Origin of the sequence: Rhizobium rosettiformans W3 (assembly GCF_004912135.1) — a bacterium.
Lineage (GTDB): Bacteria > Pseudomonadota > Alphaproteobacteria > Rhizobiales > Rhizobiaceae > Allorhizobium > Allorhizobium rosettiformans.
The window spans coordinates 231,291-252,083 of the sequence record NZ_STGU01000004.1 but is presented as its reverse complement, the minus strand read 5'-3'; the positions used below and the strand labels follow the sequence as shown (position 1 = coordinate 252,083).

25 protein-coding genes are annotated in these 20,793 nt (G+C 62.0%); 9 read left to right on the top strand and 16 right to left on the bottom strand.

The genetic code is table 11. The features are described 5' to 3' along the window. Positions 1-58: 58 nt before the first annotated feature. Positions 59-973 (top strand): DMT family transporter, encoded by a 915-nt coding sequence (locus tag FAA86_RS09635; protein ID WP_136540099.1) that lies wholly within the window; start codon positions 59-61, stop codon positions 971-973. 234 nt (positions 974-1,207) lie between these two features. After that, the gene (locus FAA86_RS24560; protein WP_167494937.1) at positions 1,208-1,375 is read left to right on the top strand and encodes a hypothetical protein; all 168 of its coding nucleotides are present in this window, start codon (positions 1,208-1,210) and stop codon (positions 1,373-1,375) included. Positions 1,376-1,484: 109 nt separating this feature from the next. On the opposite strand, the gene pheT is transcribed toward FAA86_RS24560, so the two are convergent. The 14 genes from pheT to infC form a co-directional block, all read right to left on the bottom strand. Further along, positions 1,485-3,908, bottom strand: a complete 2,424-nt coding sequence (gene pheT / locus FAA86_RS09630; RefSeq protein ID WP_136540097.1) for a phenylalanine--tRNA ligase subunit beta — start codon at positions 3,906-3,908, stop codon at positions 1,485-1,487. Between the two features lie 125 nt (positions 3,909-4,033). Beyond that, positions 4,034-4,258, bottom strand: coding sequence for a DUF2442 domain-containing protein (locus tag FAA86_RS09625; protein WP_246035040.1), 225 nt, complete (start codon positions 4,256-4,258; stop codon positions 4,034-4,036). Further along, on the bottom strand, positions 4,255-4,530 hold the full coding sequence (locus FAA86_RS09620; RefSeq protein ID WP_136540095.1) for a DUF2442 domain-containing protein: 276 nt from the start codon (positions 4,528-4,530) through the stop codon (positions 4,255-4,257). Before FAA86_RS09620 ends, FAA86_RS09625 begins: the two co-directional genes overlap by 4 nt. Then, positions 4,505-4,747, bottom strand: a complete 243-nt coding sequence (locus FAA86_RS09615) for a DUF4160 domain-containing protein (protein WP_136540093.1) — start codon at positions 4,745-4,747, stop codon at positions 4,505-4,507. Before FAA86_RS09615 ends, FAA86_RS09620 begins: the two co-directional genes overlap by 26 nt. 44 nt (positions 4,748-4,791) lie before the next feature. Beyond that, a complete protein-coding gene (locus FAA86_RS09610) occupies positions 4,792-5,082 on the bottom strand; it encodes a DUF2442 domain-containing protein (protein WP_136540091.1) in 291 nt (96 codons plus the stop codon). An 83-nt stretch (positions 5,083-5,165) separates the two neighbouring features. Further along, positions 5,166-6,251, bottom strand: coding sequence for a phenylalanine--tRNA ligase subunit alpha (gene pheS, locus FAA86_RS09605; RefSeq protein WP_113460240.1), 1,086 nt, complete (start codon positions 6,249-6,251; stop codon positions 5,166-5,168). After that, positions 6,244-7,119, bottom strand: a complete 876-nt coding sequence (locus tag FAA86_RS09600) for a BUD32 family EKC/KEOPS complex subunit (protein ID WP_136540089.1) — start codon at positions 7,117-7,119, stop codon at positions 6,244-6,246. The genes pheS and FAA86_RS09600 overlap by 8 nt, the downstream gene beginning before the upstream one ends. A gap of 104 nt (positions 7,120-7,223) precedes the next feature. Next, positions 7,224-7,628, bottom strand: coding sequence for a 50S ribosomal protein L20 (rplT, locus tag FAA86_RS09595; RefSeq protein WP_113460242.1), 405 nt, complete (start codon positions 7,626-7,628; stop codon positions 7,224-7,226). A 37-nt stretch (positions 7,629-7,665) separates the two neighbouring features. After that, positions 7,666-7,869 (bottom strand): 50S ribosomal protein L35, encoded by a 204-nt coding sequence (rpmI, locus tag FAA86_RS09590; protein WP_102020677.1) that lies wholly within the window; start codon positions 7,867-7,869, stop codon positions 7,666-7,668. Positions 7,870-8,040: 171 nt separating this feature from the next. Continuing rightward, on the bottom strand, positions 8,041-9,363 hold the full coding sequence (locus FAA86_RS09585; RefSeq protein ID WP_136540087.1) for a sensor histidine kinase: 1,323 nt from the start codon (positions 9,361-9,363) through the stop codon (positions 8,041-8,043). Continuing rightward, positions 9,360-10,025 carry a response regulator transcription factor gene (locus tag FAA86_RS09580; RefSeq protein WP_113460244.1) on the bottom strand — a complete coding sequence of 222 codons (666 nt, stop codon included), beginning with the start codon at positions 10,023-10,025 and terminating at the stop codon, positions 9,360-9,362. Before FAA86_RS09580 ends, FAA86_RS09585 begins: the two co-directional genes overlap by 4 nt. A 3-nt stretch (positions 10,026-10,028) precedes the next feature. Beyond that, positions 10,029-10,541: a PepSY domain-containing protein gene (locus FAA86_RS24820; protein ID WP_183954632.1), complete on the bottom strand. Its 513-nt coding sequence runs from the start codon at positions 10,539-10,541 to the stop codon at positions 10,029-10,031. Between the two features lie 147 nt (positions 10,542-10,688). Continuing rightward, the gene (locus tag FAA86_RS09570; RefSeq protein ID WP_136540085.1) at positions 10,689-11,258 is read right to left on the bottom strand and encodes a hypothetical protein; all 570 of its coding nucleotides are present in this window, start codon (positions 11,256-11,258) and stop codon (positions 10,689-10,691) included. Positions 11,259-11,445: 187 nt separating this feature from the next. Then, complete coding sequence (gene infC / locus FAA86_RS09565; RefSeq protein ID WP_183954642.1) at positions 11,446-11,982, bottom strand: translation initiation factor IF-3; 537 nt, start codon at positions 11,980-11,982, stop codon at positions 11,446-11,448. 178 nt (positions 11,983-12,160) lie between these two features. Here infC and FAA86_RS09560 point away from each other — a divergent pair, with 178 nt between their 5' ends. Together FAA86_RS09560 and FAA86_RS09555 are read left to right on the top strand one after the other, a co-directional pair. After that, entirely contained in the window at positions 12,161-12,955 is a 795-nt protein-coding gene (locus tag FAA86_RS09560; protein WP_136540083.1) for an alpha/beta hydrolase, read from the top strand. A gap of 174 nt (positions 12,956-13,129) precedes the next feature. Continuing rightward, the gene (locus FAA86_RS09555; RefSeq protein WP_136540081.1) at positions 13,130-13,747 is read left to right on the top strand and encodes a transglutaminase-like cysteine peptidase; all 618 of its coding nucleotides are present in this window, start codon (positions 13,130-13,132) and stop codon (positions 13,745-13,747) included. A gap of 10 nt (positions 13,748-13,757) precedes the next feature. Here FAA86_RS09555 and FAA86_RS09550 read toward each other — a convergent pair whose 3' ends face one another. Next, the gene (locus FAA86_RS09550) at positions 13,758-14,927 is read right to left on the bottom strand and encodes an MFS transporter (RefSeq protein WP_136540079.1); all 1,170 of its coding nucleotides are present in this window, start codon (positions 14,925-14,927) and stop codon (positions 13,758-13,760) included. Between the two features lie 364 nt (positions 14,928-15,291). Here FAA86_RS09550 and FAA86_RS09545 point away from each other — a divergent pair, with 364 nt between their 5' ends. Both FAA86_RS09545 and FAA86_RS09540 read left to right on the top strand, forming a co-directional pair. Further along, a complete protein-coding gene (locus tag FAA86_RS09545; RefSeq protein ID WP_167494936.1) occupies positions 15,292-15,672 on the top strand; it encodes an RNA polymerase sigma factor in 381 nt (126 codons plus the stop codon). A 31-nt stretch (positions 15,673-15,703) separates the two neighbouring features. Continuing rightward, positions 15,704-16,102 carry a VOC family protein gene (locus FAA86_RS09540; RefSeq protein WP_136540075.1) on the top strand — a complete coding sequence of 133 codons (399 nt, stop codon included), beginning with the start codon at positions 15,704-15,706 and terminating at the stop codon, positions 16,100-16,102. A gap of 29 nt (positions 16,103-16,131) precedes the next feature. Here the strand turns inward: FAA86_RS09540 and mbfA are convergent, their stop codons facing one another. Continuing rightward, complete coding sequence (gene mbfA / locus FAA86_RS09535; RefSeq protein WP_136540073.1) at positions 16,132-17,115, bottom strand: iron exporter MbfA; 984 nt, start codon at positions 17,113-17,115, stop codon at positions 16,132-16,134. A 128-nt stretch (positions 17,116-17,243) separates the two neighbouring features. Here mbfA and FAA86_RS09530 point away from each other — a divergent pair, with 128 nt between their 5' ends. The 3 genes from FAA86_RS09530 to FAA86_RS09520 all read left to right on the top strand — a co-directional run bounded on the left by FAA86_RS09530 (position 17,244) and on the right by FAA86_RS09520 (position 20,786). After that, positions 17,244-17,714 carry a group III truncated hemoglobin gene (locus FAA86_RS09530; protein WP_136540071.1) on the top strand — a complete coding sequence of 157 codons (471 nt, stop codon included), beginning with the start codon at positions 17,244-17,246 and terminating at the stop codon, positions 17,712-17,714. Between the two features lie 158 nt (positions 17,715-17,872). Then, entirely contained in the window at positions 17,873-18,970 is a 1,098-nt protein-coding gene (locus FAA86_RS09525) for a TRAP transporter substrate-binding protein (RefSeq protein ID WP_136540070.1), read from the top strand. 190 nt (positions 18,971-19,160) lie between these two features. Continuing rightward, a complete protein-coding gene (locus tag FAA86_RS09520) occupies positions 19,161-20,786 on the top strand; it encodes an alpha/beta hydrolase (RefSeq protein WP_246035039.1) in 1,626 nt (541 codons plus the stop codon). The last annotated feature ends 7 nt before the right edge of the window (positions 20,787-20,793 follow it).

Here is a 20,793-nt window from a genome sequence, read left to right as displayed (position 1 = left end):
GTGCAAGCACGAAAAGACCGCTCAGCGTTACCTGCCTTGCGAAAGCGAGGCGCAATCCATGACCAATCTTCTTCTCTTCTCATCGACCGTGCTGATCTGGGGCACGACCTGGATCGCCATTGCCCTGCAGATCGGGCCGGTGCCCGTGCTGGTCTCGGTCTTCTACCGCTTCGCGCTCGCCGCCCTCGTGCTCGTCGGCGTGCTGGCGCTGACAGGTCGCCTCAAGGTGCCGACGCTGAAGCAGCAGCCCTTCATCCTCATACAGGCGCTGTCGCTCTTCTGCTGCAACTTCCTCTGCTTCTACCACGCGGCAAGCTACGTGCCCTCGGGGCTCATCTCCGTCGTCTTCTCGCTCGCCACGGTCTATAACTCCGTCAATGCCCGGATCTTCTTCGGTGACAAGATCAAGCCACGCACGCTGGTCGCCGCGGGTCTCGGCGCCACCGGGCTTGCGCTCCTCTTCGGTCCAGAGATCTTCGTCGCCGTCAATCCGGACAGCTGGAAGGGCATCGGGCTTTCCGCGCTCGGCACACTGTTCTTTTCCTTCGGCAACATGGCGTCCCGCCGCAACAGCGCGGAAGGCATTGCGCCCATCACCGCCAATGCCTGGGGCATGAGCTATGGCTCGATCGCTCTTCTTGCCCTGATCGGCATTACCGGCACGCCCATCGTGTTGCCACCGAACCAGACCTATCTCGCAGCCCTCGTCTATCTCGCTGTCATCGGCTCCGTCGTCGGCTTCACCACCTATCTGATGCTGGTCTCGCGCATCGGGTCGCAAAAGGCGGCCTATGCCACTGTGCTCTTCCCGGTCGTCGCGCTCACGCTGTCGAGCCTTTACGAGGACTATCACTTCACGCCACTTGCGATGCTTGGCCTTGCGCTCACGCTCGCCAGCAATGCGGTGATGTTTGCCAAGCTGCCGCGCCGACGCGACCTCGCTGCAGGCGCTCAACTTGATCTCAAGGCATGAGCCGGACAGGCCCATTTGCACATGCGCTCCCCTCGGAGCGCTCCATAAACCGATGGGGCGCTTCCCGAAAGCAGGCTTGAGCTTTCCTCCTGCGGTCCCCATATAGGGTCTATCGACGACGTCCTTCGCAGACGTCGCCTCCGCTCGCAATCCCAAGACGAGCTTTTCTTCCCCTTCACTGCGACACATCGAGCTCCCGCATTCTGCCGGGGCGATTTCGAATTGGAGACCAGCATGGCAGACGACACCAACAAGCCCGCGCCCGCAGCGCCCAAGGGTTATGAGCCCATTCCCTTCGCCAAGAAGCATCGCATTTCCGTCGAGGATGCGAAGGCGATCCTTGCCAAGCACGGCGACGACCGCAAGGCCGCCGACAAGGAAGGACGCCGCGTCAGCCTCTGATCGCGTGGCACCACCGATGTTTCGACAAGCAAAAGCCCTTTCCCTGGCATGCAGGGAAAGGGCTTTTCTGTGTTGAGAGGTCACCCCCTCAGGCGGGAGCTAAGCCGGATCAGGCGCGCAAGCTACCGCCCGTGGACTTTTCGACATTGCCGACGATCTTCTTCGTCAGGGCGTCGAAATCCTCGTCCGTCAGCGTCTTGTCAGACGGCTGGATCAGAACCTCGATCGCTACCGACTTCTTTCCTTCGCCCACCGATGCGCCTTCGAAGACGTCGAAGACATTGACGCCCGAGATCAGCTTGCGATCGGCGCTTGTCGCCGCCTTGATGATCGCGCCGGCCTCGATCGTCTTTTCGACGACGAAGGCAAAGTCGCGCTTCACCACCTGGAAGGGCGAGAGTTCAAGCGCCGGCTTGGTGCGGGTCGCCTTCTTCTTCGGTTCCGGCAAGGCATCGACATAGATCTCGAAGCCGCAGAGCGCACCGGAGACGTCGAGCGCTTCCAGCGTCTTCGGGTGGAATTCACCGAAGGTGCCGAGCACGACCTTGGGGCCCGCCTTGATCGTGCCGGAACGGCCCGGGTGATACCATTCGGGGCCACCCTGCTCGATCTGGACATTGCTCATCGGAATGCCGCAGGCTTCGAGCACGGCGAGCGCATCGGCCTTGGCGTCGAAGACATCGACCGGCTTGCCGCCGCCCTTGGCCTGGTTCGACCACATGCGGCCGGCACCGGCGATCGAGGCCGTGCCACGGCGCACGCCACCGGCGACGCGGCGCTGCGTGTCGGGCGTGTCGCCTTCATAGGTGCCGGAAACTTCGAAGATCGCCACGTCGCCATAACCGCGGTCGGCATTGCGCTGGGCAGCCGTCAGCAGACCCGGCAGCAGGGACGGCCGCATGTCGGACATATCAGCTGCAATCGGGTTGACGAGTTTCAGCTTCTCGCTGCCACCGCCGAAGAGCTTGGCATGCTCGGCCGAGATGAAGGACCAGGTGACCGCCTCTAGCATGCCGCGCGAGGCGAGCGCCCGGCGGGCCGAGCGCGTGCGGATCTGCAGCGTCGTCAGGATCTTGCCGTTGACCGAACCGGTCGGCGGCAGGGGTTCCGGCTTGATCTTGTCGACGCCGAACATGCGCATGACCTCTTCGACGAGGTCAGCCTTGCCGTCGACATCCGGACGCCAGGAGGGAACGGAAACCTTGGCAGACGTCTCGTCGCCCGAGAGGATCTCGAAGCCGAGTGCCGTCAGGATCTGGCGCGACTCCGCGTTGGAAACGGTCAGACCCGTCAGGCGCTTGACTTCCGAATAGGGGAAATCGACGACCTTCTTCTGGTGACCCTTGTAGCCCTCGACCTTGGCTGCTGCTGCGGTGCCACCGCACATTTCGAGCACCAGCTCCGTGGTGCGCTCCAGACCCGGGACCATGTATTCCGGATCGACGCCGCGCTCGAAGCGGTAGCGTGCATCGGTGATGATGCCATGGGCGCGGCCGGTCTTGGCGATATTGATGGGGTCCCAGAGCGCGGATTCGATCAACACGTTGACGGTGTTCTCGTCACAGCCCGAATGCTCGCCGCCCATGATGCCGCCGATGGATTCCGGACCGTTGTCGTCAGCGATGATGACGTTTGCCGGGTTCAGCTTGTAGGTGCGCGTGTCGAGCGCGAGGATCTCCTCGCCCTCCTTCGCCCGACGGACGACGAGCGCGCCCTTGACCTTGTCGGCATCGAAGACGTGCATCGGACGGCCCTGGTCAAAGGTCATGTAGTTGGTGACGTCAACCAGTGCCGAGATCGGACGCAGGCCGATCGACAGCAGACGCTGCTGCATCCACTTCGGGCTCGGGCCGTTCTTCACGCCGCGCACGAGACGATAGGCGAAGCCGGGGCAGAGGTGGTCGTCGAGCTCAAGCTTCACCTGATGGGGCGTCTCGCCCTCAACCTTGAAGGCGGGGGCCTTTGGGGCCTTGAGCGTGCCGAGGCCGGAGGCGGCGAGATCACGGGCGATGCCGAAGACTGACGTGCAGTCCGGACGGTTCGGCGTCAGGTTGATTTCGATGACCGGATCGTCGAGGCCGGCGTAAGAGGCGAAAGACGTACCAACGGGCGCATCCTCGGGCAGGTCGATGATGCCGTTATGATCCTCGGAAATGTTCAGCTCCTTTTCCGAGCACATCATGCCATGACTTTCGACACCGCGGATCTTGCCGACGGAGAGCGTCACATCAATGCCAGGCACATAGGTGCCCGGACGCGCGAGCGCGCCGATCATGCCCGCGCGGGCATTCGGCGCACCGCAGACGATCTGCACCGGCTTGCCGTCACCGGCGTCGACGGTGAGGACCTTGAGGCGATCGGCTTCCGGATGCTTTTCCGCCGTCAGGATCTTGGCGATGACGAAGGGCTTGTAGGCCGCCTTGTCATCGACGTCCTCGACCTCGAGACCGATCGCGGTCAGCCGCTCGCAGATTTCCTCGAGCGAGGCCTCGGTTTCCAGGTGATCCTTCAGCCAGGAGAGTGTGAATTTCATTGGACTTTCTCGTCTTCCTCAATGCGCCAGCCGCGCAAATTCCAAATTCCGTCGCGATGTCTTCGATCGTCTGCGCGTCTATCAGGCCGCCTTGTCGGGCGCCTTGGCCCCTGGAGCCTTAACACCTAGAAACATACTTTTAACCGAGATCCCTCATCGACCTTCGTCCACCAGATGCCTTCGTACATCAGCTCGATCTCGTTCAAGCCCTGCTCATCGAGGCCAGACAAAAACGGGTACCACCAGAGAGGTGCGGAGATCGTGCGCTCATCGGCAAGCGTCACATGCACCTCGTCTTTTGTGCACCATGCTTTTACCGGACGCATTTCCTCGGTTTCAAATTCCGTCACGCCGCCTTCTCCGGCGCTTTGGCCTGCGGATATTTCCAGCCAGCCAGCATGCCCCGGATGGACAGATCCTCATCGACATCCGGCCAATGCACACCTGCCAGCATAAGTTCGATGTTGTTTCGCTGGGCGGGCGTCGCTGCGTAAAGGCTGGGATACCACCATAAAGGGGTGATCACCTCACGCCCATCCGCGAGCCGCACGTGAACATTGTGAAGGTCGCACCACGCCTCAACCGGCCGTTCGTTTTCAGGATACAGACTTGGCGAATTCATTCCATGCCTCCACAAACTGCCCGTGGTGATCCTCGACGACATCCATAATACGTCTCAGATCTGCGGTATTAAACCCCTTGGCCTCGACCAATTCGATTGGTTCGAGCCAGATTTTCGCAGTGCCGCCGTGCCCGCTGACATGGATATGCCGAGGTTCACCCATATCGAACCCATAGAAATGGAAGCGGAACCCATACTTGCGAAGGACCGTCGGCATTACCTCACCCCGTCCACAATATCCTTCAACTGAAGGGCCTAATCCTACTGTCTCGTTCCCATCTGCATCTTGCCCGAGCCGTCCAGCGGTTGCGCGCCTGACGCCTGCCTTCCGAGGAGCATACTGACCACCGTCACATCGAGATCGATGTCGGGCCAGTGGATGCTCGACGGCATGAATTCCACATTGTTCCGCTCCACCGGCATCGCCTCCTGAAGGGGCGGGTACCACCAGACCGGAACGCTGACGATACGACCGTCCGTCAGTTCCACATGCAAGAGGTCGTCATCGCAAAGCAGATCGACCGGGCGCATGTTGTCGAGATGTTCAATCACGTCGCATTGCCTCATTCACAGGGATGGGGCAGCCTTTAACCGCCCCCTCCATCTGGCCGTCACTGCGGCCACTCAAGCCCAGATCAGCTGCTCAAGCCCCCAAACAGCGTCGGAACATCCAGCGGGCGGAAGCCGTAGTGGCTCATCCAGCGGACATCGGCGTTGAAGAAGTCGCGTAGGTCCGGCATGCCGTATTTCAGCATGGCGATGCGATCGAGGCCCATGCCCCAGGCGAAGCCCTGGTACTCGTCCGGATCGAGGCCGCCGGCGCGCAGCACGTTCGGGTGCACCATGCCGCAGCCGAGGATTTCCATCCAATCCTTGCCTTCGCCGAACTTGACGATCGGGCCCGAGGAACGATCACACTGGATGTCGACCTCGAAACTCGGCTCCGTGAAGGGGAAGAAGGACGGGCGGAAGCGCATGGTGACGCTGTCGACCTCGAAAAAGGCCTTGCAGAATTCTTCCAGGATCCAGCGCATGTGGCCGACATTCGCGGTCTTGTCGATGACGAGGCCTTCGACCTGGTGGAACATCGGCGAATGCGTCGCGTCACTGTCCTGGCGATAGGTCTTGCCGGGGATAACGATGCGGATCGGCGGCTTCTGCGCTTCCATGGTGCGCACCTGCACCGGCGAGGTATGCGTACGCAGCACCTTGCGCTCACCATTCTCATCCGGCTGGAGGAAGAAGGTGTCGTGCATCTCGCGGGCCGGGTGACCTTCCGGGAAGTTCAGAGCCGTGAAATTATAATAGTCGGTCTCGATATCCGGACCTTCGGCGATCGAGAAGCCCATGTCGGCGAAGATCGCGGTGATCTCGTCGACGATCTGGCTGATCGGGTGAATGCGGCCGCGCTCGGCCGGCGAGGACCGCACGGGAAGCGACACGTCCAGCGTCTCGGCCTTCAGGCGCGCATTAATCGCCGCATCCTTCAGAGCCGTCTTGCGGGTTCCGATTTCTTCGGTGATCTCGTTCTTCAGCGCGTTGATCGCGGCACCGCGCGTCTGGCGCTCTTCCGGCGTCATGGTGCCGAGCGTCTTCAGAAGTTCGGAGACCGAACCCTTCTTGCCGAGGGCTGCCACGCGCACGGCCTCGATCGCCTGCTCGTCGCCGGCTGCGGCGATCTCCGCCAGAAGCTGTGCCTTCAATGCGTCTAGTTCAACCATAATGTCCTGCCTTGGCGGTGTTCAGGTTTTCCGCCTCTGGGAGCGGAGCCTGCCTCAGAAATTCCGTAGCCATGATGAAGCGTCGCAGATCACTACCCATGTGCACGCGGCCGATCAACCGTATCAGCGGCAAAATTCGGCCTGCGAGAGCGGTGAGCACCTGCAATTCATGCCGGGCCGCCACAGAGGCGTGCCGCGACCACGCCGCGAGCGCCGCCGGACAGGTTTCGTCCGGCCGGATCGACGCGGAAGCGACGACGAGAAAATACAGGAAGACGTCGCGGGCCTGCGCCATCTCGAGTGGCATGACCGAAGCCGGATCCTCCTCGAAATCCATGAAGCCGACATCGCCGTCTCGCAGGAAGAAGTCCCGCACATGCGGTCGGCCATGGCTCAATCCGGCGGCATGGACGCGTCCAAGGGCCTCGGCCGCCCGCACCAGCAGCGCCTCATGAGCGTCCGGATCCGTCTTGCGCAGGCCCTTCAGCCGCTGCGCCAGCGTTTCGCCCGCATCCGTCATCACCATCGCCGTCTTTGACTGGTAGGCGATCAACGGCACCGGAAAACCCGCACCCGCGAAGGCGCGCATGCGGGCGATCTCGCGTGCCTGCATGGCCGCCGGGGAAAGCTGCGGCGACGGCCGCAGGTGCGGGACGCGCAGCAGGGCGGCCGCCAGCCCCTGCAGGGAGACGAAGCGGGGCAGCACCTTGACGCCCTGTCGCTTGATCCAGAGCCGGCGGTTCGGCAGGTCGAGCCGCTGCACCCGGCCGTCGCTTTGCACCAGCGCCTTCAAGACATCCGCGATTTCATCTTGCGTGAGTTCGATCTCGCCATTCGGCGCCCCGGACCCATCCCCCAGATAAGCCATGTCCAATCCCCACCGCTACAGCAGCTGCGGCAAACGAAAAACCCGCGCCGGATGTCCAGCGCGGGTTTCCCAATCAAAATCAAAAAAAGCTTGGGAGCGCTGGTTTACTTGACCACGCTTTCAAACTCGTTCGTCGTGCCGGCATCCTTGAGGTAGGCGAGTGCCTTCTTGGAAGCGTCTACGAGCTTCGCAAAAGCAGCCGGCTCATGGATGGCGAGGTCGGAGAGGACCTTACGGTCGACTTCGATGCCAGCCTTGTTCAGGCCGTCGATGAAGCGGCCGTAGCTCAGGCCGAATTCGCGGACAGCAGCGTTGATACGCTGGATCCACAGAGCGCGGAAGTTGCGCTTGTTGTTCTTGCGGTCGCGGTAAGCAAACTGCTTGGAACGATCAACGGCAGCCTTTGCTGCGCGGATCGTGTTCTTGCGGCGGCCGTAGAAGCCCTTGGCCTGCTTGAATACCTTGTTGTGCTTGGCGCGGGAAGTTACGCCACGTTTTACGCGTGCCATGTCATGATCTCCTTAATTGTCCAACAGCGAGCGGGTCTCAGAGACCGTTCGGCAGGTAGTTCTTGATGACCTTCTTGCCGTCAGGTTCAGCCAGAACCATCGTGCCGCGGGCATCGCGGATGAACTTGTTGGAACGCTTGATCATGCCGTGACGCTTGCCAGCAGCAGCCGCGAGGACCTTGCCGGAAGCCGTGATCTTGAACCGCTTCTTGGCGGAGGATTTCGTCTTCATCTTGGGCATTTTGCTACTCCATTGTTCTTGTATCGAAACAGGCTGACGAATGCCCGTTTTCAAGCATAAAGAACGGCCACGGCATGCCCTGCCGGACCGTTCGGACGCGCGCTTATAACCGCAGACCTTAAAATGCGCAACGGGTGAAGCCATGAATCTTCTTGAGCCGCAGGCGCTGCCTCACGCCTGTCCCGGGAGATAGAGCGAGGCCTTCAATCCCCCGATGTCGGACCGGGCGAAGGTGATGCGGCCGCCATAGGCGGTCAGGACGTCGGAGCTGATCGCAAGACCAAGACCCGTTCCCTCATCTTCGGCGAGATGCACGCCGCGCTGCGAGATCGCGACGAGGTCTTCGTCGTTCACGCCCGGGCCATCATCCTCGACGTCCAGGCGAAGGAAAGCGCCCTCGCGCTCGGCGGATATCGAGATGGTCTTTTCCGCATAGCGGGTGGCATTGTCCAACACATTGCCCAAGGCTTCGGCGAGGTCGGCGGGGTCTATGTCCGCAGTCATCGCTTCATCGATCTCGACCTTCCACTTCACCCCTCGGGCGGCGGTCACCGGCGCCAGAACTGAGATCAGCTTGCCGGTCAGGGAGGCAAGACCGGTTTGTGCCATCTGCTCTACCCCCAGCCGCGCCGATTGTAGCTGCCGGTCGGCACGCTGGCGAATGAGGTCAACCTGCTGGCGGATCAGGGTCTGCTCGCGCTTCGGCAGATTGTCGGCAAGCTGCAACAGGACCGTGAGCGGGGTTTTCAGCCCGTGCGCCAGGTCGCTCGCCCGGGCGCGCGCGCGCTCGACGGCCGTCTCGCGCTCCTTCAAAAGGCCATTCAATTCGCCAACCAGGGGCCGCAGCTCCGTCGGACCGGCATCCGGCAACTGGTCCGTCCGACCCGAGCGGACCAGTGCCAATTCGTTTTGCAGACGCGACAAGGGCGCGAGGCCCACGCCCACCTGAAGAAAGGCGGCCGCGAGCAGAACGGCAGCCGTCAACACCAGCATGATCGTCATCGCGCCATGATATTCGGAGATCGCATTGTCCATGACATTGCGGTCGAAGGCGGCGAGCAAAGTGAGCGGATGATTGCCGTCAGGCGTTTCGACGACGAGATCGCGCAGTTGCACCAGAAGCGGAGCCCCGTCGGGACCCTGCGCCTGACGAAAACCGTAGGGGCCCGCCTGTAGCGCATCGGTCGAAAGCTCCACGTCCCATAAGGAACGGGAGCGGAAAACAAGGCCGTTCTCGCCGATCACCTGCCAGTAGAGGCCACTGCCGGGGAGCTCGAAGCGCGGATCGCCCGGCTCAGCGGTCATCCGGGCTTGAGGGCCGTCGAATTCCACGCCGGCTGCGAGCTGATCGATGATCGCCGACATGTCCGCCTGATAGCGGTCAGCGACATAGTTGGAGAAAATGCGGCTCAGTCCCGAGGCAACCAGCAGAAGGATGAAGGCGATCGCCAGAACGGCTCCACCCAGGAGGCGCAGGCGCAGGGACTGGATCATGCCTCCTCGCCGGCCAAGGTGTAACCAAAGCCGCGGCGGGTGGCGATGGCCGAGGGATGGGTCTTGCGTCGGATGCGGGCAATCATGGCCTCAACCGCATTCTTGCTCGCGTCGTCCTCCCTGCCCTGCACCTGTCGCGCGATCTCGATCGGGTCAAAAACCCGCTGCGGCTCGGCGATCAGCAATGCCAGCAATCGGTATTCCAGCGGGGTAAGCTCGATGGGACGTTCATCATAGGTAACCCGGCGGGATGCCTCGTCGAGGACGAAGCCTCCGGCGGAGGCCTTTGTCTTGGCCCGCCCGCCGGCGCGCCGCAGAAGCGCCTTCAGGCGTGCGACCAGTTCCTCGCTGCGGAAGGGCTTGGGCAGGTAGTCATCGGCACCGGCATCGAACCCATCGACGCGCTCCATCCAGGACCCCCGGGCGGTCAGGACCATGATGGGTGTGTCGACCCCGGCGGCACGCCAGCGTTTCAGGATCGAAAGCCCGTCCATGCCCGGCAGACCGAGGTCGAGGATGATGGCACTGTAGTCGCCCGTTTCGCCTTCGGCCCAGACATCAGGCCCCGTGGCGCGATGATCGACGAGAAAGCCCTCGATCTCGAGCCTGGCCCGGGTATGGTCGGCAATGGTCTGATCGTCCTCCGCGAGCAGAATGCGCATGTCTCACCATCCGAATATATTGAGCTTGCGCCCGGTTGCGGCTTCCAGCTTCATCGTCTTGACCCTCGAGCCGCTCTGAACCTTCAGGGTGTAATAGGGGGATCGCGCCTTGAGGTTCAGGTCAACGGAGATCACTCGTCCGCCTCCCAGATCATCGACGCGCTTGAGAATTTCGCGAAGCGGCAGAATGCGTCCCTGCTCGACCGCATCGCGCGCCTTCAGATGGTCGCTTTTCTTGCCGGAGCCGCGGCCGTTGCGCCGGTCACTACCGTCGTCGTCATCGTCATCATCGTCGTCACGATCGCGACCGCTGTCGTCGTCGTCATCATCGTCATCGTCGTCGTCATCATCGCGGTCGCGGTCGGAACCGCCGCCGCCAGAGCCGCTGTTGTCGTCGCCACCGTCATCATCATCGCTATCGTCGTCGCCGCCATTCTTTGCCCAAGCGCTACCCGCCGGCAAAAAGCCGGGGCTCAGCAGGCCTAGAAGTGCAATCAAGAAAAGGCGACGGTTCATCGTGGCTCGATCAGTGTTGAAGAGAGAGTAGCGTGGCCGGCCTTCGCAGCCAACAGAAGAAAAGCTATCCCCGTCCGGTGGGGGCCGGACGGGGCGAAACGGATCGAAGTTACCCGCGGCGGCTCGGGCTTCGCCGTTCCGGTTTGATCAGGGTGCGGGGATGACGGTGACGCCCGTCAGCGTGCCACGCGGTGCCCGAAGCTTGATTTCCGTCTGGCCATGCTCTTCCTCGACCTCAAAGCGCAGGCGCTTGCCGTTCTGGTCGACCGGGATCATCGAGCCATTGAGCAGACCGGACAGCTGGTTGTCATTGACGATCAGGCGGATCTCGTCGCGATCCCCACCACGGCCACGACGGTTGTCGTCATCATCATCGTCGTCGTCGTCGCCACGACGGTCATCATCATCATCATCATCGTCGTCGCTGTCGTCATCGTCTCCACCACGATCGCGATCGCGATCACGGTCACGGTCACGGTCACGGTCACGGCCAGAGCTGTCATCGTCGCTGTCGTCGCGATCGCTGTCACTGTCGCGACCGCTGTCGTCACTCTCGCTGCCGCCGTCGTCGTCATCGTCGCCACCGCGGGCCTGGGCCTCGCTGGCAATCAGCGCCGCAAGGGGCGTGGGAGCAATCGCGCCCAGGGTCGGAATGAAGGTGATTGCGATCAGTGCCGTGCTGGAAACGAGCAGGGCCCGGCGCATGAGCTTGGTCATCGGATGTCCTCCAGTAAGTCTCGAAGTGTTTCGATAGGAGGACTATGCATGAGGCTCACTGACAGACCGGTGGCTGAACTTGTCAGCAAACTGTCAGCCGCATGACGGTTCTGTCGACGACAGGCTCGCCCCGGAACGAAAAAAGCCGCCCGAGGGGCGGCTTCTTCGAACTCATGCGGACGGCGCATCACTTCGGTGCGAGCACCATCATCATCTGGCGGCCTTCGAGCTTCGGCTCGGCTTCGACCTTGGCGATGGCGAGCGTGTCTTCCTTGACCTGCAGCAGAAGCTTCATGCCGAGTTCCTGGTGGGCCATTTCGCGGCCACGGAACTTCAGGGTCACCTTGACCTTGTCACCCTCTTCAAAGAAGCGGTTCATCGCCTTCATCTTCACCTCATAGTCATGGGTGTCGATGTTCGGGCGCATCTTGATTTCTTTGACTTCGACGATCTTCTGCTTCTTGCGCGCTTCGGCCGCCTTCTTCTGGTTGGCGTATTTCAGCTTGCCCAGGTCGAGGATCTTGCAGACCGGTGGCTCGGCATTCGGCGAAATCTCGACCAGATCGAGTCCGGCTTCTTCCGCCATACGCAGCGCCTGATCCGTCGGCACGACGCCGAGGTTCTGGCCTTCTTCGTTGATCAGCTGGACTTTCGGAATGCGGATTTCACGGTTGGAGCGCGGCCCTTCCTTGACGGGGGCATCGGCTTTGAACGGTCTGCGAATGGTCGTATTCTCCTCAAAAAATTTCGGGATGTCGCAGCGAAAACCCGCGCGCATCCGCGTCAAAGGCCTATGTGATATCTGCGACGACAGTGTCAATAGCATGCTTGCGAAAGAAAATCACCTGTTGTCGGTCACTTCCCGGATGTGTTTTACAGCCATTCGATAAAAGGAGCACCCCATGACCGACGCAGCCAACATTCTCCAACAGACCACACTCACTGTCGGCTCCGGTGATGCGGCACGCGAGATCGCCGTCATCACCCGCCTCGGTCCCGACACGGATAAGCCAGCCCTTGTCTGGCTCGGCGGCTACCGCTCCGACATGGCCGGAACCAAGGCGATCGAGATGGATGCACTGGCCGGCGCCCAGGGGCTTACCGCCATCCGCTTCGACTATTCCGGCCACGGCGTGTCCGGTGGTGATTTCCGGCTGGGCACCATTTCGCGCTGGACCGAGGAGGCTCTGGCCGTCATCGCTGCGTCCGGCGTCAAGAAGGTCGTGCTGATCGGATCATCAATGGGCGGCTGGATTGCCCTGCGCGTCATCCAGGAAGCCCGCCGTCTCGGCCTCTCCTTTTCGGTGAAAGGCCTCGTGCTGATCGCACCCGCCCCTGACTTCACCGCCGAGCTGATCGAGCCGAGCCTGACGGATGCGGAGCGCCAGTCCCTGGCCGAGCGCGGTTACTTCGAGGAGCCGTCCGAATACAGTCCCGAACCCAATATCTTCACGCGCGCGCTGATGGAGGACGGGGAGAAGAACCGGGTGCTGACGGGGCTGATCGAAACCGGCTGCCCGGTCCATATCCTGCAAGGCATGAAAGATCCCGACGTGCCATATCAACACGCCCTGAAGCTCATGGAATTCCTGCCGCTCGACGATGTCGTGCTGACCCTGATTCGCGATGGCGACCACCGCCTTTCGCGCCCCGAAGACATTTTGAAGATGAAAAACGCGATACTCTCAATGATCTGAGTATTTCGGTCTTTTTATATGTCCTCATTCTTTGGGAACCGATTCTCTTTTCGGGCGTTCGAACTGTCGCATTTTAACCATAGTCGATGAATTGCGTGGGCGGCGACGCCCGCGCCGTTGACTTGCGTCCTCTGGCAATCTTAACTTTTTGTTAAGGATACAGGGGACGTGTTCATGACGAACGGCTCACGCGTCATCAAGGCGCTGATCATTGCAGCTGCGGTTTTCGCACCTGCCCATGCCGGTTTCTCGGCGCCGCAGTCGCTTCGCTCGATGATCACGGGAAGCGTGACGTCTCAGCCCATCGGCCATTACGAATTCTGCAAGGCGCTGCCGCAGGAATGCGACGTGCGCGGCCGTCCCATGATGCCCGCAAAGGTTACCGATCACGGCTGGACCGTGATCCGCGACGTCAATGCCAGCGTCAACCACGCCATCGTCCCGATGACCGATGCGCAGATCTACGGCCGCGAAGAAGTCTGGGCCTATCCCGTCGATGTCGGTGACTGCGAAGACTTCGTGCTCCTGAAGCGCAAGAAGCTGATGGAAGCCGGATTCTCGGCCGGTGACCTCCTGATGACCGTGGTGCGCAAGCCGGATGGCGAGGGTCATGCCGTGCTGACCGTTCGCACCCAGTCCGGCGATTTCGTGCTCGACAACCTCAATGACGAGGTGAAGCTCTGGAGCGAAACGCGCTATTCCTTCCTCAAGCGCCAGTCCTCGACCGATAGCGGCCGCTGGGTCACCATCGAGAACGGTACGGCCGACGTTCTGGTCGGCGCCCTGCAGTAAGCTCTGGCCGTCAGCGCCGCGTGAGCGCCAGCGTCGCACCCACCGCGAGGAGGGATGCGGCGACCAGCGCACCCAGTCCGGCGGATGGTCCGATTACCTCGCTCAGCCAGATGACCGAGACCGGTGCAATCGCAGAGGCGATGATCCGTGCCGACGCAAGCGTGCCCATGGTTTTGCCATATCCGGTCGCACCGAAGTAATGCAGCGGCAGCACGCCCCGGACGATCGAGGTCAGCCCCTGTCCTGACCCATAGAAGACGGCAAAGGCGAGCGCGAAACCGGCGAACGGGGCCAAAAGCGCGCCTGCGAGCATGGACAAGCCCAGCGCCATGGCCGCCGCGGCCAAGATTGCCGTCAGTGGTGGCGAGAACAGATTGCGTCTGACATATTCGACCAGCCGCGCCGCCACCTGGCTCGGACCGATCAGGCTGCCCGCCAGCGTCGCCATGGCTGTCGCGTAACCGAGGTCGCGCATCAGAACGAGCAGCGTGGACCCCACGGCCGAAATGACGAAACCACCGGCGGCGAAGGCGGTTGCCATCAGGACCATCCGGCGCCTGCGCTCCCCGTCCCCGTCAACCCCAGCACTCTCAACTTCGGCGGTTGAAGCCGGCTTTTCAGTCAGTCTGGTGCGCGGCAAAGCGAGATGGATCGGCAGCGCGATCATCAGGTTCATCGCCGCCATCACCAGATAGATGTCCCGCCAGGTCATGAAGGTCAGCAGCCATTGCAGCAGCGGCCAGAAGACCGTCGAGGCAAAGCCCGCAATCAGAGTGACCAGCGTGATATGCGCACGCGCCTCGCGGCCATGGGCCTGGGCGAGCGCGGCAAACCCCGCGTCATACTGGACGGCGAGCGAAATGAATTCGGCAGCCAGCGTGATCAACGCGAACTGCCAGGCATTCTGCATCACCGCGAAAAGAGCAAGCGAGAGGGCCGCCGCCACGGAGCCGAGGCAGAGAACCAGCCGCGCACCATAACGGTCGACGAACCGCCCGAGCACGGGCGCGGCGACCGCGCCGGCGAGAAGGCCGAAGGAGAAGACCCCGAAGACAAAGCTCTGCCCCCAGCCGAATTCGCGGGCGATTTCGGGCGCAAGGACAGAGAAGGAGTAATAGAGCGTGCCGTAACCGATGGTCATGGTGACGCCCAGACCAATGGTCGCGGGAGAGGCTTTCATGGATGCGCCATAACGAGGGATGATTGCAGGTATGTGACTGTCATCCTGACGCAATAGGCAAAATTCACCAATCTGAAAACGGCACGCTTGCCGCCTTCACCGCCGTCTGCCACCTTCGGCGAGGATGGGGGAGACGGTGCAGAGCGGACAGTTCATACAACTTCTGAAGGAGGCGAGGCGGCATAGCCGACGCGCTGAAGAGGCAGAGGATCTACTTCAGGATGCGCTTGCCGCGGCACTGGCCGCCGGCCGGACGGATCTTTCGCTGCCGGAAAACATGCGCTGGATCCGCGGTGTTCTGCGTCATCGCAGCGCGTTTCTGGCGCGCTCGGCCATGCGCCGACGGCGACGGGAAAGCGCCTTCATGATCGAGCAGCTACCGTCGAACGAACCGATCCTGCCGCAGGAACTCACGCACCATTTGCAATTACTGCCGCCGGCACTCCGAACGACATTTTTGCTTGCCGTCAACGGCCAGACGCAAACCGAAATTCGGCATCTGTTGTCGGTGAACGAGGTCACGCTCCGGCAGCGCATCTGCGAGATCCGCAAACGGCTTCGCGCCGCCGGGCTTACCGGTTCGCCCGCCGAACGCCTCTCGGAGCGGATGGCCTTCGGATCCATTCGCCAGGCGTTGCGGCCGATGGTCAGGCATACCGGCGCAACGCTTGCGACCCATGATCCGGACGGTCATCTGATTTGTTTCGGCCGCGACCTCACAAAATCGCGCCCGGCGGCAACATGATCGCGTTCGCATTCCAACACCGGAGTTCTCCATGCTGAAAACCAAGAAACTCACCAATATCTGCTACTACGTTGCCGATATCGACCGCACCGCCCGATTTTACGGCGAGACACTGGGGCTCGACCTGCAGCGCATGGCAAACGAGCCGGGCGAACCCGACTGGCTCATTGCATCGACCGCCAATGGGATCGATCTCCTGTTCTTTCAGATGGAGACGAAGCCCGGTAATTCGCCGATCATCGTCTTTGACCTTGAAGATGGCGGCATCGACGACATGGTGGCGGGACTGGCGGAACAGGGGGTCACAATCGTGACACCCGTAAGCCATGCGCCCGGTGGCTGGTCATCCGAATTTGCCGATCCAGACGGCCATACGCTGTCCATGTACCAGACCGAGGATATGCCGCGGCAGAAGAAGGCTGTCGCCTGAGGCGGCCGCAGCTGCCGCGTCCATTGCCATCATCCCTGCCCGATCAAGACCCCGGCGGCGAGCACCAGCGAGCCGCCGAGGACCACCTGCATGGCGGCGCGCCAGAAGGGCGTCTCCATGTAGCGGTTCTGGATGAAGGCGATCGCCCAGAGTTCGAAGAAGACGATGATGATCGCCGTGATCGTCGCCGTCCAGAAATGCGGTATGAGATAGGGTAGCGCGTGGCCGAGGCCGCCGAGCGTCGTCATGATGCCGGAGGCGAGGCCGCGCTTGACGGGTGAGCCCCGGCCCGAGAGCTTGCCGTCGTCATGGGCGGCTTCGGTGAAGCCCATGGAGATCCCGGCGCCGACCGAGGCTGAAAGTCCGATCAGAAAGGTCGACCAGGTGTCGCCGGTCGCAAAGGCGGCCGCAAAGATCGGCGCAAGCGTCGAGACCGAGCCGTCCATCAGGCCTGCGAGACCTGGCTGCACATAGGTCAGAATGAACTGCCGCTTCTTCGTCTCGTCCTCTGCCTCGCGTGCATCCTCCGGCAGATGCCGGTCGCCGAGCATGGTCGCGATTTCCTCATGGCCCTGTTCGGCCATGGCGAGGTCGCCGAGCAGCTTGCGGATCGTCGCATCCGAGGTCCGCTGGGCGGCCTCGTGATAGAAGCGATAGGCGCCCTCTTCTATGCGCATCGCTTCGTCCCGGATCTGGTCCAGCGTCTGGTTCTTGCGCAGCCAGTCGGGTTTGCGTTCGTAGAAGCCCCGCACATGTTCGCGGCGGATCAGCGGAATCCGCTCGCCGAAACGGTCCCGATGCATCTCGATCAGCATGTTGCGATGGCTATGCTCCACCTCCGCCATGTCCTCGAAGACCTTGGCCGATTGCGGATAATCCGCCCTGAGCTGATCGGCATAGGCCAGATAGATGCGGGCGTCGTCTTCCTCGGAGGAAATGGCCAGCGCCAGGATCTCCTGCTCGGATAGGCTGTCGAAGGGGCGCTTGCCGCCCTGGAACGAGAAACTGAACATGAGCACTATCACCTAGATTAGAATAATTCTAAACTTAGGGCAGATTGCGGATTGTATCAAGATGCCGCATGGACCATTTGCTTTCAGGGGTGCATCAGGGGTTTGACAGGAAGATCGAGAGAAGAGCCATGACGAGCGAACTTTCGGGCCGCGCCGCCCACCGCGCCGAGATCACCGCCCGAGCGGCCGCCGAAATGGCGGCGATGGGGGTCGATGCCGCCTTCATCGACCTGCTGGTTGAGACCTTTTACGGCCATATCCGGCGCCATCCGGATCTCGGCCCTGTCTTCGACGGGCGCCTTTCCGGTCGGTGGCCGGAACACATGGTCAAGATGAAGGCCTTCTGGGGATCGGTCGCCTTCAAGACCGGCGCCTATGGCGGCAAACCGGTCATGGCCCATCAGGGCGTCGACGGCATGGCCGAACACCTCTTTCTGCAATGGCTGCAGCTCTTCTCCGACACGCTGGTCGAGATCGGCGCGTCGGAAGAGGCGCATCGCTGGTTCATGGCGAGTGCCGAACGGATCGCAAAGAGCCTTGTGCTCTCACTCTTCTATAATCCGGCCCTCGACGACCCGCGGCTGCGCAGCGCTCCCTGACGGTTCCTTTCGTGCAACTGCTTTCGCGCGAAAGAAAACGCAAATTTGGTCCGGTCATCAGACAATTTCCTGAGCTTTTGCCCTTGCGCTCCCTTCTGTGCCCGACTAGACCCGCCGCGGGAGCTGGAGGAGCGCATCAAATTCAAAGGCAAGAGATCATGAACCGCCGTCAATTCTTCAAACAGGCCGGCGTTGCCGGCGTCGGGGCTGCCGCACTCGCCGCGCCCGCCATCGCCCAGGAAAATCCGAAGATCACCTGGCGCCTCGCTTCGTCCTTCCCCAAGAGCCTCGACATCATCTTCGGGGCTGCGACAGACATCGCTGAAAGCGTGTCGAAGGCGACGGACGGCCAGTTCGAGATCCAGGTCTTTGCCGCCGGCGAAATCGTGCCGCCGCTGCAGGTCGCCGATGCCGTGACCGCCGACACGATCGAGATGGGCCATACCTGCTGCTACTACTACATCGGCAAGGATCCGGCTTTCGCGCTCGGCACGGCCATCCCCTTCGGCCTCAATGCCCGCATGACCAATGCCTGGTTCACGGCAGGCGGCGGCAACGAGCTGCTCAACGAATTCCTCGCCTCGCACAGCCTCTATGCGCTTCCGGCCGGCAACACCGGTGCCCAGATGGGCGGCTGGTACCGCAAGGAAATCAAGACCATCGACGACCTCAAGGGTCTGAAGATGCGCATTGCCGGCCTCGCTGGCGAGATCATGGCCAAGGTTGGCGTGACCCCGCAGCAGATCGCCGGCTCCGACGTCTATCCGGCGCTGGAAAAGGGCACGATCGACGCCACCGAATTCGTCGGTCCCTATGACGACCTGAAGCTCGGCTTCTACAAGGTAGCGCCTTACTACTACTACCCGGCCTGGTGGGAAGGCGGCCCTGTCGTGCATGCCTTCTTCAACCTCGACAAGTTCAACGCCCTACCGGAAAACTACAAGCGCATCCTGACCGATGCCTGCGCGGCCGCAAACGCCCGCATGCTCGCCCGCTACGACGCGTCCAATGCCCAGGCACTGCGCGAACTCGTTGCCGGCGGTGCGCAGCTGCGTGCCTTCTCGTCCGACATCCTCGACACCTGCCACAAGGCCGCGAAGGAAACCTATGCGGATCTCGCGGCGAAGAACGAGTGGTTCAAGAAGCTCTTCGACAGCCAGCAGGCCTTCAAGCAGGACGCCTATCTCTGGGCGCAGATCGCCGAATACAGCTTCGACACCTATCAGATGATCCAGCAGCGCCAGGGCACGCTCTGAGCAAGGCAACATCGTTTGCAAACCACAAACCCGGCTCCCATGCCGGGTTTGTCCGCTTTTGCCTTACGGCGCTTCTGCCCTTCAAAAGGCTAAACAAGTCGATTAGTCTGCGGGTTCGAACAGAACAGGAGCCGCGATGGCTCCAACGGCTTGAAGCGGGAGACGTACACTGTCGGTCATCGTCAGGGTCTTGATCGGCAAGCTTTCCCTGTCGGGCGTCGTTCTCGCGACCGCCTTCTTCTGTGCTTCACTGACGCCCAGCCTCATGCCGCGCGACGCTCTGGTTCAGGGCGCGCTGTCCGGCGTTGCTGCGGCCGTCGGCTATTTCTTCGGCGTTCTCCTAAGCTTTCTCTGGCGGTTTTTCGAGTTGCCGGAGCCCAGCCTGCGCCGAGACAAGGCGCTTTTCTGGATAGCTGCGTTCGGCGTGCCCGCAATGGCCGTCGCGCTCTGGCGCTCTGCGGTCTGGCAGGAATCGGCACGCGCGCTCTGGCAGATGGCCCCTCTCGACGCATCGTATATGGAGGCGGTGCTGGTTGCCGCAGCCTTGTTCCTCGGCCTGCTCTGGATTGGCCGCCTGTTCATGATGCTGTTCAAGAGGCTGGCGGCCCGTATGGCAACCATCTTTCCGGCACGCGTCGCCACCGCCATCGGCTTCATCATTGCCGCCTTCATCTTCTGGTCGATCGGAGAAAACATCGTCTTGCGCGGGGCTCTCAGGCTGGCGGATTCCTCCTTCCAGCAATTGGACGACCTGATGGAAGACGAGTTCGCCGCGCCAACCTCATCGGCGAAAACCGGCGGACCTGGTTCACGTCTCGCCTGGCATGGCCTGGGTCGTCAGGGGCGACACTACATCGCCTCCGGCCCGACGCGAGAAGATATCGAGCGCTTCTGGGAGGAGCCGGCGCTCGAGCCGATCCGCGTCTATGCCGGGCTCAACAACGGAGAGGACATCGAGACGCGCGTGGCACTGGCGCTCGAGGAACTGATCCGGCAGGGCGGTTTCGAGCGTTCGACGCTGGTGATCATGGCTCCCACCGGCACTGGCTGGATCGACCCTGCGGCGGCAGACACGCTCGACTTTCTGCTACGCGGCGATGTCGCAAGCGTCGCCCTGCAATACTCCTATCTGACCAGCTGGCTCTCGCTGCTGGTCGAGCCGGAATATGGCTCGGAGTCGGCAAAGGCGCTGTTTCGCGCCGTCTATCGTCACTGGAAGCAGTTGCCGGCCAATGAACGCCCTCGGCTGGTGCTCTATGGCCTGAGCCTTGGAGCCCTCAACTCACAAAGCTCAGTTGACCTTCTCGAAATCGTCGCCGATCCCTTCTTTGGCGCATTGTGGGTCGGACCGCCGTTCCAGAGCCGGATGTGGAGCGAGCTCACCGCGGCTCGGGAGGAGAACTCGCCCGCCTGGCTGCCCCGCTACGGCGACGGCTCGATCGTGCGCTTCACCAACCAGCAAGCCGACCTCAATTCATCCTATGCCGCATGGGGGCCACTGCGGATCGTCTATTTGCAATATGCCAGCGATCCCGTGGTCTTCTTCGAGCCACGTTCGGCCTACCGCGCACCCGCCTGGCTCTCGGACACGCGGGGTCCGGATGTGTCCCCCGAGCTTACCTGGTATCCCGTGCTCACCATGCTGCAACTGCTGTTCGACATGATGATCGCGACGACAAGCCCAGTCGGTTACGGCCATGTCTATGCGCCGCAGCATCATATCGATCCCTGGATCGCCGTGACCGGTATTGAAATCGATCCGGCGGACGTGGCGCGGCTGAAGCGCCATTTCACCGAAGTCGCGAAGACCTATTGAGGCGCCG